This window comes from Mucilaginibacter sp. PAMB04274, from assembly GCF_039634385.2.
Classification (GTDB): domain Bacteria; phylum Bacteroidota; class Bacteroidia; order Sphingobacteriales; family Sphingobacteriaceae; genus Mucilaginibacter.
On record NZ_CP155081.2, the window covers coordinates 1,913,905 to 1,930,144 of the forward strand.

General features: G+C 44.3%; 12 protein-coding genes. 9 read left to right on the forward strand and 3 right to left on the reverse strand.

Going from position 1 to position 16,240, the window contains the following annotated elements; genetic code table 11:
• The first annotated feature begins 11 nt into the window (after positions 1-11).
• The gene (locus ABDD95_RS08015) at positions 12-851 is read left to right on the forward strand and encodes a ThuA domain-containing protein (RefSeq protein WP_345951364.1); all 840 of its coding nucleotides are present in this window, start codon (positions 12-14) and stop codon (positions 849-851) included.
• A gap of 43 nt (positions 852-894) precedes the next feature.
• Here ABDD95_RS08015 and ABDD95_RS08020 read toward each other — a convergent pair whose 3' ends face one another.
• Positions 895-2,130: a serine hydrolase gene (locus ABDD95_RS08020; protein ID WP_345951365.1), complete on the reverse strand. Its 1,236-nt coding sequence runs from the start codon at positions 2,128-2,130 to the stop codon at positions 895-897.
• A 330-nt stretch (positions 2,131-2,460) separates the two neighbouring features.
• Between ABDD95_RS08020 and ABDD95_RS08025 the strand changes: the two genes are divergently transcribed.
• From ABDD95_RS08025 to ABDD95_RS08060, 8 genes are all read left to right on the forward strand, one after another.
• On the forward strand, positions 2,461-3,792 hold the full coding sequence (locus ABDD95_RS08025) for a sigma-54 dependent transcriptional regulator (protein ID WP_345951366.1): 1,332 nt from the start codon (positions 2,461-2,463) through the stop codon (positions 3,790-3,792).
• Positions 3,793-4,274: 482 nt separating this feature from the next.
• On the forward strand, positions 4,275-4,352 hold the full coding sequence (locus ABDD95_RS08030; protein ID WP_188418949.1) for a potassium-transporting ATPase subunit F: 78 nt from the start codon (positions 4,275-4,277) through the stop codon (positions 4,350-4,352).
• Between the two features lie 12 nt (positions 4,353-4,364).
• Entirely contained in the window at positions 4,365-6,083 is a 1,719-nt protein-coding gene (gene kdpA, locus ABDD95_RS08035) for a potassium-transporting ATPase subunit KdpA (RefSeq protein WP_345951367.1), read from the forward strand.
• A 116-nt stretch (positions 6,084-6,199) separates the two neighbouring features.
• On the forward strand, positions 6,200-8,233 hold the full coding sequence (gene kdpB / locus ABDD95_RS08040) for a potassium-transporting ATPase subunit KdpB (protein WP_345951368.1): 2,034 nt from the start codon (positions 6,200-6,202) through the stop codon (positions 8,231-8,233).
• A gap of 53 nt (positions 8,234-8,286) precedes the next feature.
• The gene (locus tag ABDD95_RS08045; protein ID WP_345951369.1) at positions 8,287-8,850 is read left to right on the forward strand and encodes a K(+)-transporting ATPase subunit C; all 564 of its coding nucleotides are present in this window, start codon (positions 8,287-8,289) and stop codon (positions 8,848-8,850) included.
• Positions 8,851-8,995: 145 nt separating this feature from the next.
• The gene (locus ABDD95_RS08050) at positions 8,996-10,081 is read left to right on the forward strand and encodes a porin (RefSeq protein WP_345951370.1); all 1,086 of its coding nucleotides are present in this window, start codon (positions 8,996-8,998) and stop codon (positions 10,079-10,081) included.
• A gap of 73 nt (positions 10,082-10,154) precedes the next feature.
• On the forward strand, positions 10,155-11,288 hold the full coding sequence (locus ABDD95_RS08055; RefSeq protein ID WP_345951371.1) for a sensor protein KdpD: 1,134 nt from the start codon (positions 10,155-10,157) through the stop codon (positions 11,286-11,288).
• Positions 11,285-13,033, forward strand: coding sequence for an ATP-binding protein (locus tag ABDD95_RS08060; protein WP_345951372.1), 1,749 nt, complete (start codon positions 11,285-11,287; stop codon positions 13,031-13,033). The genes ABDD95_RS08055 and ABDD95_RS08060 overlap by 4 nt, the downstream gene beginning before the upstream one ends.
• 55 nt (positions 13,034-13,088) lie before the next feature.
• On the opposite strand, the gene ABDD95_RS08065 is transcribed toward ABDD95_RS08060, so the two are convergent.
• Both ABDD95_RS08065 and ABDD95_RS08070 read right to left on the reverse strand, forming a co-directional pair.
• Positions 13,089-14,669 (reverse strand): Na+/H+ antiporter, encoded by a 1,581-nt coding sequence (locus tag ABDD95_RS08065; RefSeq protein WP_345951373.1) that lies wholly within the window; start codon positions 14,667-14,669, stop codon positions 13,089-13,091.
• 128 nt (positions 14,670-14,797) lie between these two features.
• Entirely contained in the window at positions 14,798-16,234 is a 1,437-nt protein-coding gene (locus tag ABDD95_RS08070) for an NAD(P)/FAD-dependent oxidoreductase (RefSeq protein ID WP_345952099.1), read from the reverse strand.
• Positions 16,235-16,240 lie beyond the last annotated feature (6 nt).

Genomic DNA, 16,240 nt, shown 5'->3' on the forward strand with positions numbered 1-16,240 from the left:
CAAATCCAAATATGAAGACAGCTTTTAAAGGCCTGGCTACTGTAGTTGCGTTATTCGCGCTTGTAGCTATTGGTGCTGCTGCAGATGCAGCAAAACCGAAATTTAAGGTCATTGCTTTTTATACCGCTAAAGCAGATTTAGCTCATATCAGTTTCGTACATGAAGCTAATCATTGGTTTCCCGAAATGGCTAAGAAATACAACTTTACTTATGACTCTACCAATAACTGGAACAACCTGAATATGGCTTTTTTAAGCAAGTACCAGGTGGTGCTTTTTTTAGATACCAGACCAGAGCAGCCTGAACAGCGTGCAGCGTTTGAGGCTTACATGAAAGGTGGCGGCGCCTGGATGGGGTTCCATTTTGCAGCCTTCGCATTAAGTCCTTCAGGCGTTCCTCAAAACTGGGACTGGTACCATAACGAATTTTTGGGCTCCGGGCAGTATAGCAGCAATACCTGGCGGCCAACTTCTGCTGTATTGCGTGTAGAAAATAAACGAAGTGACATTACAAAAGGTCTTCCGGCAACTTTTACAGCAGCCCCTAACGAATGGTATAGGTGGGAAAAGAACCTGCGCCAGAATGCTGCAATCGAAATTCTGTTATCAGTTGATACGAGTAGCTTTCCGTTAGGAACCGGGCCAAAACCGAATGAAATTTGGCATAGCGGCGACTATCCGGTGGCTTGGAGAAACAAGAATTACCGTATGGTTTATGTGAATATGGGACACAACGATATGGACTACGAGCACAAGTTTGATAATACTAATAGAACCCTATCCTATACATTTCACAACAGCATGCAAAATAAGTTTTTATTAAACGCTTTACAATGGCTAGGCAAAAGGTAAGTTTAATTAGCGCTTAGCCAAATTGAGTAAAGCCATTAATAGGTTACTTGAATTTAGACAAATTGGGCAGGTGTTCTTTTTTGCGTTTTAACTCGTATGAATAAAGTACCTGGCCTATGTTCTTCAAAAAAGGAAGACATACGGTTTGGTACTCATACTTACTATCGTTGTAAATACCGTCTTCGTTTGATTGTACTACCGCCGTAATCATAAACTCTACCTTGTTTTTGAAATCAACAATGTAAGCGTTATCAATATTATAACCGTAAGAATCACCTATTTTGTTGAATATTCTTATATCCGGGTTAATCACTGCACTGCTGTCAGACCCATAAAACAAGAACTTACAAAACGCAGGATAAAACTCCGGGCGTTTGTAGGCAGGGTAATCGCTCTCGGTAGGCAGCATGCTCATGTATTTATAAATTAACCGGTAGTCATCCTGTAGTAAATTGAACCGCTGCTTTAACGGATATACCTCCGGGAACATCAATCGCTTTAGAACCGATTGCTGGTCGGCTATGGTGTAAATGTTCTTTTCACTAAAATCAAATGGCTTCATTACTAACTGGTCTTTGTTATCCAGATAGCCTTTACCTTGTAGCATATAGTCCATTTGCATGGGGTAATCATTAGCATCAAACAGGGCTGGTTTAGTATAAACCAATTTGCCGTCTTTAAAAAAATTTACCGGGTTGGTATGTTTAGTGCCTTCACCTACATCACCAATGGCTAAACGGCCAACAATGCGTGTATTGTTTAACTGATACTTTTTTAATTTTTGGTTGATCTCTTCACGGCCCACAAATTCGTACAAGCGGTTATAAGCATCATTATCGCTCACCAGCAAAATTTTTTTGATGTAATGCGCAATGCTGGGTGCGCCGTTGGGTGAGGTAGGGTCTTTAGTAACTTTAGTTTGGCCGGCAAAGGCGCTGTCAGTAATCATTACCGCATCTCTGTTAAAACCAGTAACTTTCAATTCATTTATTTTTTCAAGCGCAAAAATGGCTGTAGGTAATTTTACTGTACTTGCCGGGTAAAAGTATCGTTTGGGGTTAAGGCGGTAACTATATGAGGTAAAGTGCGGAACGTTATTCTTATCCCGGTCAATTTTTGTGTAAAGTAACTGAACCTCGTTTTGTTGCGGATGCTTTAGGATGTTTGCGAACAAGTCTGGCCGCGACTCTAATAATCTCTTTAAAAATACAGTGTCTATGTTTTGAGCAGAGGAGCTAAGTGTTGCCATAGTAAGCATTGCCAATAAAATGCGTTTCATGGTTGTAAATATAATGTGCAAAACCAGCTTAAAGATGCTAAAGTGCACGTACAATTAAAAAACATACTAACAATGTTTAACGCTGATAATTTACGCTAAGAATGGAACGTATAAATTGTTTAACGCCCAAAAGTGGACCAGGGAAAATAAATAACACAAAAAACAGCGAACCGATAAGCGCACCTTGCCTGTTGTAAATCTTTCGTTAGAGGTTCGGTTGACTATTTTATAAATTGGTTGCACGTCCTATCAGTTTTTGCTTAAGCAAGGCCGAATGTTTTTCTTGCCTCTACGGGAGTTTAAGCATATTATTGCATTGATTTACTTGCTATGCAAAATACCATTCTCATCATCGATGACGAAAAGAAATTAAGTGGCTTGCTTTCGCGCATTATAGAGTTAGAAGGTTTTAGCGTGTTGCAGGCGGCCACCGGCAAAGACGGCCTAAAGCTATTGGTACAGGAGGATGTGCAGGTAGTGCTTAGTGATGTAAAGCTACCCGATGTAAACGGGGTTGACCTGGTAAAAACCATTAAAGAAAGAAAACCATACGTAGAGGTTATTAATCTTACCGCTTATGGCACCATAGCAGATGGGGTAAAAGCCATGCAAAACGGCGCTTTTAATTACATAACTAAAGGCGACGATAATGACAAGATTATACCGCTTATAAACCAGGCATTACAGAAAGCACAACTGCAACAGCGTACCTTCGAACAGGAAAAGAAAATACATAGCAAGCATAGCTTTGCTCAAATAATCGGAACATCCAAGACCATTACAGAAGCGGTTAGCCTGGCCCGGAAGGTGGCTGCAACCGATACCACCGTATTGCTGTTAGGCGAAACCGGAACCGGCAAGGAGGTTTTTGCATCGGCCATACATTATGAAAGTCAGCGGCGGTTGATGCCGTTTGTGGCAATCAACTGCAGTAGTTTCACTGCTGAACTGCTGGAAAGCGAATTATTTGGTTACAAGGCAGGGGCATTTACAGGGGCTTTAAAAGACAAAAAAGGGCTTTTGGAAGAGGCCCAACATGGCACCGTTTTTTTAGACGAGATAGGCGAGGTAAGCATGGAACTGCAAGCCAAACTATTACGGGTGCTCGAGAGTAAAACCTTCATTAAGGTAGGCGATACACAAACTACCAAAGTAAACTTACGTATACTGGCTGCCACCAATCGCGATTTGCAAAAAGAGGCAGAAGCCGGCCGTTTCAGGTTAGATTTGTTTTACCGTTTGTCGGTTTTTACCATCCATTTACCGGCGCTTAATGAGCGCAAGGCCGATATTGAACTTTTGGCAAAGCACTACCTTAAAGAATTCACTGTTAAAGCCGGCAAGTACCCTATCAAACTTACTGACGACTTTTTACGCCTGCTCACCCAACATCATTGGAAGGGCAACATACGAGAACTGAAGAACGTGATGGAACGCGTGGTGATCCTGGCTGATAGCAACCTGCTTACGCCCGATTTACTACCGCCAGAATTTAATTACGTTAGTACCAATACCAATGCTTTAGACTTAGAAACAGTAGAACGGCAGCATATTCAAAAAGTACTTGCACACACCCGCGGCAACAAAACCGAAACAGCGCGCCTGTTAGGCATTGGCCTTACCACTTTGTACCGTAAGCTTGATGAGTATAAGCTAACATAGCATTTAGCACTTATCGGCCAAGCTGGGATACACTCATATGCACAGGTAATCAAAAAATTGAGGACAATAAGGTGTTTAATCTGGCATCCCTCTTAAAAGTATCGATAACAATATTCTTCTATTTAGGTGGCACGTTATTACCGGTTAGTAAGAGCTGTAATGCCAATGCGCCGCTATCACTTCACAATCATACGATTATACCGTTCAGCAATCGTGATTATGAAGTTGTCCTCTTCCAAAATGAAAATCAACCCTTCCAAAATGGAAGGGTTTTTTATTTCCTGGTTTTGCCACTTTGTTGTTTTTGTGGCTTAATTGACTGGTAGTCAAGGTTCTATTTATAGCGTATTAAAAACGGCACCTGCTTTGGCATTAGGGGTAAAAACAATTACTATGCTTACCATTCTGCTCTTTGCGATCCTGCTCATCCTGTGCTGGCTCATCTTTAAAACTATCGACTGGTTCGAAAAAATCTGAAAATTATGTTAGCGCTATTCATCATCTCTCTGGCAGTGTTTGCATACATGGTGTATGTACTGCTCAAACCCGAAAAATTTTAACCTTCACAAACAATGAACACTGAACTATTAGGCATCATTGCATCTTTTGTCATTACACTGGTCATAGCCATTCCGCTGGGTAAGTACCTGGCCAAAATGTTTGCCGGCGAAAAGGTATGGACAGATTTCATGAAGCCGCTCGAAAGAGGCCTTTTTAAATTATCGGGCATTAATCCTAATGAGCCCATGAACTGGAAACAGTTTTTGAAAGCTATGATGACCATCAATATCCTGTGGTTGGTTTACGGCTTTTTTGTGTTAATATATCAAGACAAGTTACCTCTAAATCCTGACGGTAACCCCGGTATGACGGCCGACCTTGCTTTTAACACCATTATAAGTTTCGTAGTTAACTGTAACCTGCAACACTACTCTGGCGAGAGCGGCGCTACCTACTTAACTCAGCACTTTATATTCATGTTTTTGCACTTTACCAGTGCGGCAACCGGTATAGCTGCAGCTGTTGCATTATTTAAAGCATTTCGCGATAAAACAACTACCGATTTGGGGAACTTTTGGAATTTCTTTGTAAAGGCCATTACCCGTTTGTTGCTGCCGTTAGCTATTGTTGTAGCTTTAATACTCACTTTCAACGGTACACCATCAAGCTACGCCGGTAAAGATCAGTTTGTATCCATGCAAGGCGATACTGTGAACGTGTCACGTGGACCGGCTGCCCAAATGATTGCTATTAAGCATCTGGGTACCAACGGTGGCGGCTGGTTTGGAGCCAACTCGGCGCACCCGCTCGAAAACCCCAACTATTTAACCAACGTAACCGAAATAGTATCGCAAATGATTATCCCTATGGCTATGATATTGGCCTTTGGTATTTTTATACGACGTAAAAAGCTGGGTTGGGTAATATTTGGAGTAATGATGGCGGGTATGTTTATGCTGTTGATACCTACTATAACAAGCGAGTTAAGTGGCAACCCTGCCATTGCTAAAATGGGTGTAACACAGGCCACCGGAGCCATGGAAGGCAAAGAAGTTAGGTTCGGACCAGCAGCTACCGCATACTGGAGCACATTAACTACTATTGTATCAACAGGGTCGGTTAACGGGATGCATGATAGTACCATGGCGCTTACCGGCTTGTGGCAACTGCTGGGTATGATGATCAATGGTTTCTTTGGTGGCTGTGGTGTGGGCATACTTAATTACTTTATCTACCTTATTATAGCCGTGTTTATATCGGGCTTAATGGTTGGCCGTACGCCCGAATTTTTAGGGCATAAAGTGGAAGCACGTGAGGTGAAAATAGCAGCGCTTATAACCCTGCTAAGTCCGCTGTTGATTATGGCAGGTACAGCCCTGGCCAGTTATGTTTTTGTAGCACACGGTAATGCCGATTGGGCTGTTAAGCCGGCCAATTGGTTAAATAACCCAGGTTATCATGGCTTTTCGGAAATGTTATACGAATTTACGTCATCTAACGCCAACAACGGTTCCGGGTTTGAAGGGTTGGGCGATAATAATATCTTTTGGAATATCAGTACCGGTATCGTACTTATACTGGGTCGTTTCCTGCCCATTTTTGGCCCTATAGCCATAGCTGGTTTATTGGCACAAAAGAAATATATACCTGAAAGTGCAGGTACCTTACGTGTAGATACGGTAACCTTCGGCCTCATGACGTTTGCCATCATTTTGGTGCTAAACGCCTTGTCTTACTTCCCTGCATTAGTATTAGGCCCCATTGCTGAATATTTTTCCATGATTAATTAAGCTCCTTCTCATCTCCCCCCGGGGGAGACTTGCAATCGAAACAGAAATATAAATTATGCTTCTCAAAGCCCTTCCTCTCCCGAGGAGGATTAAGAGCGGCAACCTTCATACTCAAAATGAAATCTCAATCCAATAAATTATTCGAACCGGCCTTAGTGCAATCAGCATTAAAACAGTCGTTTATAAAGCTTAATCCAAAGGTGATGATGCGGAACCCGGTAATGTTCACCGTGGAGATTGGCACCGCCATTATGCTATACGTAACCATATACAGTTTAACACACAATGGCCAGGGTACCTTTGCTTATAATCTTATCATATTTTTAATACTGCTTTTAACCCTGCTGTTTGCCAATTTTGCCGAAGCTATTGCCGAAGCACGTGGCAAAGCACAAGCGGATAGCTTACGCAAAACCCGCGAAGATACGCCCGCTAATGTGATCGATGATAAAGGCAATATCACTGTTGTATCATCCAATCAATTAAAAAAGGGCGATGTGTTTGTTTGTGAAGCCGGCGATACCATTCCTACCGATGGTGAAATTGTAGAAGGCCTGGCTACAATAGATGAATCGGCCATTACGGGTGAATCTGCCCCGGTTATACGCGAGTCTGGCGGCGATAAATCATCTGTTACCGGTGGTACAAAAGTTCTGTCAGACCGTATAAAGGTGATGGTTACCACGCAGCCCGGCGAAAGTTTTTTGGACAAAATGATTGCGCTGGTTGAAGGTGCATCACGGCAGAAAACCCCTAACGAAGTAGCCTTAACTATTTTGCTGGCCAGTTTTACCATCGTCTTTATTATCGTATGTGTAACGCTTAAGCCATTTGCTGATTATGCCAATACGCCCATTACCGTTGCTGCACTTATTTCGCTGTTTGTGTGTTTAATACCTACCACCATTGGCGGTTTGCTATCGGCCATTGGTATAGCCGGTATGGACAGGGCCTTGCGTGCCAATGTAATTACCAAAAGCGGTAAAGCGGTTGAAACCGCCGGTGATATTGACGTATTACTACTTGACAAAACCGGAACTATAACGATAGGCAACCGTAAAGCCACCCAGTTTTGGCCAGCGCCCGGCGTAGCTCCAGAAGATTTGGTTAAGGCCTGCGTAATGGCCTCATTAAGCGACGAAACGCCCGAAGGAAAATCGATCATCGAACTGGCTCAGCACAATAATAGCCGTGTGTCTTTGCAAGCTCCGCAAGGCTCGGTATCTATAAAATTCACTGCCGAAACCCGTTCAAGCGGCATAGATACGCCCGATGGTATACGTATACGCAAAGGCGCCTATGATTCTATGCGTAAGCTGGCGCTGAATGCCGGTCATACGGTGCAAGCTGTGGTTAAAGACAGGGTAGAAGCTATTTCATCAAACGGTGGTACGCCGCTGGTGGTAACCCAAAATGAAGAAGTTTTAGGTACGGTTGAATTACAGGATATTATTAAGCCAGGTATTGCCGAACGTTTTGAACGGCTGCGCAAAATGGGTGTTAAAACCGTAATGGTAACCGGCGATAACCCATTAACTGCCAAGTTTATAGCCGAAAAAGCTGGCGTGGATGATTTTATTGCCGAGGCTAAACCCGAAGATAAGATGAACTACATTAAACAGGAACAAGCAACTGGAAAGCTCGTGGCCATGATGGGCGACGGTACTAATGATGCACCTGCGCTGGCCCAGGCAGATGTTGGCGTAGCCATGAACAGTGGTACACAGGCGGCCAAGGAAGCGGGCAACATGGTAGACCTGGACAATGACCCCACCAAACTGATTGAAATTGTAGAAATAGGCAAACAGTTGCTCATTACCCGCGGTACGCTAACTACCTTCTCGATAGCTAATGATGTGGCCAAATATTTTGCCATTGTACCGGCATTGTTCATAGCCTCTATACCGGCCCTGCAGAGTATGAACATTATGCGCTTGCACAGTCCGGAAAGCGCCATCTTATCGGCCGTAATTTTTAATGCTGTTATTATTCCCTTACTCATACCATTGGCTTTAAAAGGGGTGGAATACAAGCCCATTGGTGCCACAGCGTTACTACGCCGCAACTTGCTGATATATGGCCTTGGCGGTGTAGTTGCGCCATTCATTGGCATAAAGCTGATTGATTTGGTTGTGGGACTTATGGTTTAGCCTCTCCAAATGAATTAAACGCTGTCATTTATAACAATAAATAAAATAATAAAATGAAAAGTTTAACACAGTCATTAAGACTAACACTGGTACTCGTAATACTATTATGTGTAATATACCCTGTATTAATTTCCTTTGCCGGCAAATTGGCCAAAGGCCAGGGTGATGGTGAGAAAGTAACCCTCAACGGGAAAATTATAGGCTACGCACTGCTGGGCCAAAAGTTCGATAAGCCGGAGTATTTCTGGACGCGCCCATCTGCCGTAGGTTACAATGCCGCAGGTTCTGCTGGTTCTAACAAAGGCCCCAGTAACCCCGATTACTTAAAGGATGTACAAAGCCGCATAGATACGTTATTAAAATATAATCCCGGTGTTAAAAAGAGCGATATACCTGCTGATCTGGTTACGGCATCGGGCAGCGGTTTAGATCCCGACATTTCACCCGAAGCAGCTGCTATACAAGTAAAAAGAGTAGCCGCAATTCGTAAGCTGGATGAAAAACAAGTGGCTCAATTGGTTGCTGCCAATACACAAAAGCCATTAATGGGCTTGTTCGGCCCGTCAAGCGTTAATGTTCTTAAACTGAACGTAGCATTAGACGCATTAAAGAAATAACCCGAAACTACCATAATATCCTTTGTCATCACCAATACTAATGAGGGACCTTTTTAGTGGCAAAAAGTTTACGCTGCAAAAAAAAGATTGCTCTCGTTACCACACTGAATGACCGAATGCTTTATAGCAAAACTGACAACACGAAATGAAAAATATTCTGCTCATAACAGCGCTTAGCTGCACCACTTTATTAGCGAAATCTCAAACCCAGGACAGTACAAAGGCCGGTAAATTAACCGTTAGCGGTTATGCCGAAATTTACTATGGGTTCGATTTTAATCGGCCAACCAATAATAACCGCCCGGGATTTATCTATTCGCACAACCGGCACAACGAGGTAAACCTGAACCTGGGTTTTATAAAAGCCAATTATGATAACGGCAGTATAAGAGCCAACATGGCTGTTATGGCAGGCACATATGCCAATGCTAATTTAGCTGCCGAACCTGGGGTTCTTAAGAATATACTGGAGGCTAATGCTGGTGTGAAGCTCTCAAAAACAGCCAGCCTTTGGCTCGATGCGGGTATCTTCGCCTCGCACATCGGGTTTGAAAGTGCTATTTCAAAAGACTGCTGGACGTTAACCCGCAGCATCCTGGCCGAAAATACACCTTATTATGAATCGGGCGTAAAGCTGGGATATACCACAACAGATGGTAAGCTAACCCTAACAGGCTTATACCTTAACGGATGGCAACGCATTAACCGTCAGGATGCCAACAGCAAGCCCGCCGGTGGTTTGCAGGTTTACTACAAGCCAACTGATAAAATTACCCTTAATTACAGTAATTATTTAGGAACAGAGGGAGCTGACTCTGTACTTGTACGCAGGTTTTATAATAACTTTTACGGCGTGTTTCAGCTCAGCAGCGCCTTTGGGTTAACAGCCGGTTTCGATTACGGTATGCAGCAGCAGGCCAAAGGCAGTAATCAATACAATCATATTATTTCTCCTGTAGCCATTGCCCGCTACCAGTTAGCTACGCAATGGGCGGTGGCTTGCAGGGTTGAGTATTATCATGACAAAAATGGCGTCATTATAGCCACCGGAACGCCTAATGGTTTTAAAACCACAGGCTATTCCATTAACTTGGATTACGCACCGGTAAGCAATGCCCTACTACGCTTAGAAGGTAAAGTGTATGATAGTAAAGATGCAATATTTACCAGGTTGGGTAATGCCGTTAATACCAACCCGGCTATCACGGCAAGCATAGCCGTTTCGTTTTAGTAATGTTAAAGCCGGTTTGTTGCAAAAGGTTAAGCTACCAATTAAACACAATCACCTTTAATTAGTAACCAAGATGCCCGAAGAAGAACATAAGGATGGTTCGGTTAAGAACTTTATCGAGCTGGTTAAAAAATCCAGGCGTGGCAAGCTAAAGGTATATATCGGCATGAGCGCAGGAGTTGGCAAAACTTACCGTATGCTGCAGGAGGCGCATGCCCTGCAGCGTAATGGTATAGGCATACAAATTGGCTATATAGAAACCCACAACCGAGCCGAAACACATGCCCTGTTGGATGGATTGCCCGTAATAGCCCGCCGCAAAACCTTTTATAAAGGCAAGCAACTCGAAGAAATGGACTTGCAGGGTATCTTGAACCGGCACCCGGAGGTAGTTATTGTTGACGAACTGGCCCATACTAATATTGAAGGCAGCAAGAATGGGAAGCGCTGGCAGGATGTGCTGGATATACTGGAGGCCGGAATCAGCGTAATAAGTGCTGTAAATATTCAGCATTTGGAAAGCCTGAACGAGGAAGTTGAAGATATTACCGGCATTGCCATCACTGAGCGCATCCCCGATAAGATATTGCAACTGGCTGATGAGATTGTAAACATTGACCTTACCGCCGACGAACTCATAGACCGGCTTAAGGAAGGGAAAATTTACGAGCAGGGCAAGATAGCACTGGCATTGCAGAACTTTTTTCAGAGCGATAAGATATTGCAGTTGCGCGAGATGGCATTGAAAGAAGTAGCACATCACCTGGAACGTAAAATTGACAACGAAATACCTAAGCAGATTAAACTCCGTCCGGAGAAATTTTTGGCCTGTATTTCGTCAAACTCAGTTACGGCCAAAATAGTGATCCGCAAAACCGCCCGGCTGGCTTCTTACTACCGGTCGCCCTGGGTGGTATTGTACGTGCAAAGCAGCAGCGAAAGCCTCGACAAAATTAAGCTGGACAAGCAGCGGCATTTAATTAATAACTTTAAACTGGCTACCGAATTAGGCGCCGAGGTTGTGAAAATTAAAAGCGACCAGATCACCCAAACCATTATGCAAATAGCCGATGAGCGCGAAGTAACCACCATTTGTATTGGCAAGCCGCACTTAAGCTTATTTCAGGTAATTTTACGCACTGCAGTGTTTAACGAGCTGCTTAAAAAAATAGCCGCTACAGAAACCGATTTAGTGATACTCTCATGAAAATTAAAACCAAACTCAGACTAGGATTCGGCTTTTTGTTTGTCGTGGTCCTGTTCTTTGGCGCTATCTCTCTTTATTATATCCAGGATATCTCCAACAATGCTAAAGTAATTTTAAAAGACAATTACGAAACCCTGAGCTACACCCGCGAAATGCGTACGCTGCTGGATGAGAACAACTTGCCCCTTGCGCCAGCAGTTGCAGCGCAGTTTGATAAGCAGTTAGGTAAAGAGGAACATAATGTAACCGAGAAAGGCGAGCAGCAAGCGGTAGCCCAACTACGCGTAGCTTTTGATCAGCTTAACCGCCAACAAACGCCCCTTAATCAGCAAGTGGCCCAAAGAGAGGTCCGTTCGCATTTACGGCAAATTGAGTTGTTAAACATGCAGGCTATTGTGCGCAAAAATGACGCTGCAAGGGCATCGGTAAACCAGGCTAGTTTAATGCTGGGTATTGCCGGTGCCTTTACCTTTCTGGTACTATTTAGTTTTAGTGTTAATTTCCCGGGTTTTATTGCCAACCCTTTGCGTGCACTGCTGGAGGGTATCCGCGAGATTAGCGAGCGTAATTACAGCAAACGATTGCATTTTGACCAGGGCGATGAGTTTGCCGAAGTGGCCGGCGCCTTTAACAACATGGCGGCCCGGCTCAATGAGTGGGAAAACAGCAATCTGGCCACCGTTTTATCCGAAAAGCGGCGCATCGAGACCATCATTGAGCAAATGCAGGATGCCATTGTAGGTGTAGACGAAAAGCAGGAGGTGTTATTTATGAATGATACGGCGCGCAAAGTACTCAATATTACTGAGGATAAGGTGATTGGCCAAAACACCCAAAAGCTGGTTCAGAACAACGACCTGTTTCGGTCTATCATCACAAATGATTCGGCTGTTAAGGCACTGAAGATTGTGCTCGATAGCAAGGAATCGCATTTTCAGCTGCAAAGCCGTGATATCTTTGTGCCTAACCTGGATAAGCAGAGTGATGCAATTAAAATTGCTACAAAATCGGCTGGCAAAGTTTATGTGCTGCGCAATATTACCGAGTTTAAGGAGCGTGATGAGGCTAAGACAAACTTTATTGCAACCATATCGCATGAGCTAAAAACGCCGATATCTTCTATTAAGATGAGTCTAAAATTGCTGAAGGACGAAAGGGTAGGAGCCATGAACACTGAACAACAGCAACTGGTAGAACACATTGCCGATGATAGCGCCCGCTTGCTCAAAATTACCAGCGAATTGCTGGAGCTATCGCAAGTTGAAACTGGAAATATTCAATTAAATTTTGTACCGGTTGACCCAATGCAGATAGTGGATTATGCAATTAATTCGGTCAATTTTCAGGCGGGGCAAAAGGGGATAGCTATAGATGTGGTTAGCGATGGGCGTTTACCCAAAGTGCAGGCTGACGTAGAAAAAACAGCCTGGGTGCTGGTTAACTTTTTATCAAACGCATTGCGATACAGTGCCGAAAAATCGAAGATCATCGTCAAGTTGGCCGTAGGTCATAAACAAGTTGAGTTTTCGGTGCGCGATTTCGGTAAGGGTATAGATGAGCAGTACCAGAAGCGCTTGTTCGATCGTTATTTTCAGGTACCTACAGATGGACAGAATAAATCGGGGTCGGGCCTGGGGCTTGCCATATCAAAAGACTTTATAGAAGCGCAGCAAGGTAAAATATGGGTTGAAAGCGCTATAGGTGAAGGTAGCAGATTTGTTTTTAGTTTGCCAGCTTCCTATTAATGATAGTAGTTCTTTTACCAGTTACAGCAATAGGGGCCGTTTTACTTTGATAATGTTAAAGCGACCTAATTTTTTCTTCCTCAATATCAATTAACCGCAAATGCTTCCTGATTATGTCTTCGTCAAAATGCTCATCGTCATCGTTCTTTTGAATGAGCCAGTTCCGTTGCTTATCCAGCAGGTTCAGGTAAATAGACCTGTATTCCAAGGAAATAGCCACTTCAGCAACATCGTTAACCTTGCCTTGCCATTTGGCTACCATTTGCTGTAGTAAAGGCGAATTTTCCCATTGCCCGGTGTACTTACTGTCAAGGTGTTGCAAGGCATGTTTGGCCAGTTCGCGGTGTATGTAGTTTTCGGCTTCGCCTTCGGGTGGGTAGTCATGAAAGTCGGGTATTTTGATTCTTTTAATCAGCGCAGGCAAAGTAAGACCCTGAAGTAGTAGCGTACCCAAGATAACAACAAAAGTAATGAACAGAATGAGGCTCCGCTGCGGAAACGCAGCACCATTGCTCATTTGCACTGGTATGGATAAGGCGGCCGCAAGTGAAACTACTCCACGCATGCCGGTCCATCCCAATATTAACGGCGTTTGAAAACCGGGGTTGCGTGGGTCTGCAACTTTAATGAAGTTTCTGGCAATCAGTGTTACAAACACCGCACCGTAGGCAGACATAATTCTGGTTACAATAAGTACGCCTGTAACCAGCAAGCCGTAACCAATAGCTCCAGAGATACTGGCCCCTTCCTGCTTAAGCCCGGCCGTAATTTCGGGCAGTTCGAGCCCTATCAGTAAAAAAACGAGTCCGTTAAGTACAAAGGCTAAGCTCTCCCATACGTTTACGCCCCTTAAACGAGAGCTGCCGCTTAAAAACGAATGCCGCTTGCTAGACAGCAGCAAGCCGCCGCTTACCACAGCCAACACGCCCGAGCTATGTATTTCCTCGGCAATGATGTACATTACGTAAGGCGTTACCAGGGTTAAAACAGTATCGATATTGGCATTGGTAGGTAAATGCCGGTGTGCCTTCATAAACAACCAGCCTACAATCAAACCTACACCTAAACCACCCAGTAGCATCCAGCCAAAACTTAAAGCGGCGCTGTACCAAATGAACTGGCCCGTAGCCAATGCAATCATTGCAAAACGAAAAATGATTAGTGAGGAAGCATCGTTAAGTAAGCTCTCACCTTCCAAAATAGAGGACACCCGTTTGGGTACCGTTACAAATTTTAAAATAGCGCCAGCGCTTACAGCATCAGGTGGCGACACAATGCCGCCCAGCAAAAAGCCGAGAGCCAGTGAAAACCCGGGAATGAACCGGTTGGCTATAAACGCAACAGACAAGGCCGTTAAAAAAACAACCACAAATGCAAAACTACCTACAATGCGCCGCCAGCGCCAAAGTTCTTTCCAGGAAATGGCCCAGGCAGCCTCATATAGCAGCGGCGGTAGGAAAACGACAAAAATCAAGTCGGGATTCATGCGCACCGCCGGCATAAACGGCATAAAACTAATGCCCAACCCAGCAACAACTAACACTACCGGATAGGCTACCTTTACCTTATCGGCAATCATCACCAGTACAACAATGGCAATAACAAGACTTATATAGAAAGGGAACTGCTCTGTCATGAATTAAAAGTAGCATTATCTGCTCAAAACTTGCTTATATCATACCGTAACTTAATGCCGTATGCGTCTTTTCATCGCGTCACGGTCCGGTACCTACAATACTTGAAGTAATTTCTTTTGGCTTATTATTATGGGGCGATGATATGAAACAGATCCTTCAAGACCCTTTTGGCTGCGTGGTAACCACACATACCATGCACACCACCACCGGGTGGAGTGGATGAAGAGCAGATATACAAACCCTTTGCCGAGGTTTTGTAAGGCGACCAGCGCAAAGCAGGGCGGGTAAACAATTGTGCTATATTTAACCTGCCGCCATTAATATCGCCGCCTATATAGTTGGGGTTATGTTCTTCGATTTGTTGTGTGTTGAATGTGTGCCGGGCTAAAACGCGGTCGCGAAAGCCAGGTGCGAAGCGTTCTACCTGCTGTTCTATACTAACCGTCATATCTTTAGTGGAACCGTTTGGTACGTGGCAGTAAGCCCAGGCCGTGTGCTTGCCCTCGGGCGCCCGGGTATTGTCAAATAAACTTTGCTGGGCCAGCAGTACATAAGGCTTGTCTGCATGCCTGCCTTTAGCCGATGCATTTTCGGCCATAACAATTTCCTCAAGCGTGCCTCCTAAATGCACAGTTCCGGCTTTGCGGCACTCCTCAGCCTTAAATGGGATGGGAGCGTCCAGCGCCCAATCTATCTTAAATACGCCATCTCCATAACGGTAGCGTTCCAACTGCCACTTGTAAAGTGACGAAAATCGATGACCTGCTATTTGCAAAAGCTGTTTAGGTGTTACATCAAACAGCACGGCATGTGCTGATGGTAACTGTGCCAGCGAAGTAACATGAATGCCGGTTTGTATGTTACCGCCTAACGATAAGAAATATCCGGCCAACGCATTAGCGATAGCTTGCGAGCCGCCCCTTGGAATAGGCCACCCGCCCAAATGGCCATTAGCCAGCAGTACCAAAGCAACAGCCGATGTGGCAAGATTGCCTAACGGCTGTATGGCATGGGCAGCCATGCCGGCAAATAGTGCCCGTGCCTCTGCAGTTTTAAAGTTTTTAGCTAGCAGAGTGGCCGGTTGCAAGGCCAATAAACCAAACCGGGCAAAGTCAAGCGGGTGCTTAGGGAATTGAAGAGGCCCTAATATATTAGGCGATAAACCAGCCCAGCTTTTTACAAGCGGCGCTAATAGTTTGAGATAAGTATTTTGATCGGCCTTCAGCAGTGCTGCCGTTTCATGTATGGAGCGTTTAAGCACAGCTGCGTTACCGTTATCAAAAGGATGTGCCGCATCTATTTCAGGCAAAACATACTGCAAACCATGTTGCTGAAGTGGCAGTGTTTTAAAAAATGGTGAACCCAGCGCTAAAGGATGAATGGCTGAGCAAATATCATGTTTGAAACCGGGTAATGTAAGCTCTGCAGTGCGCAAACCGCCCCCTATAGTGCTTTTGCTTTCTAATACTAAAACCTGGAGGCCGTGTTGCTGTAATAAGATGGCCGCAGAAAGGCCGTTAGGCCCTGAACCTACCACAATGGCATCGTAATCCCGCTTTTCCAGTTTTTT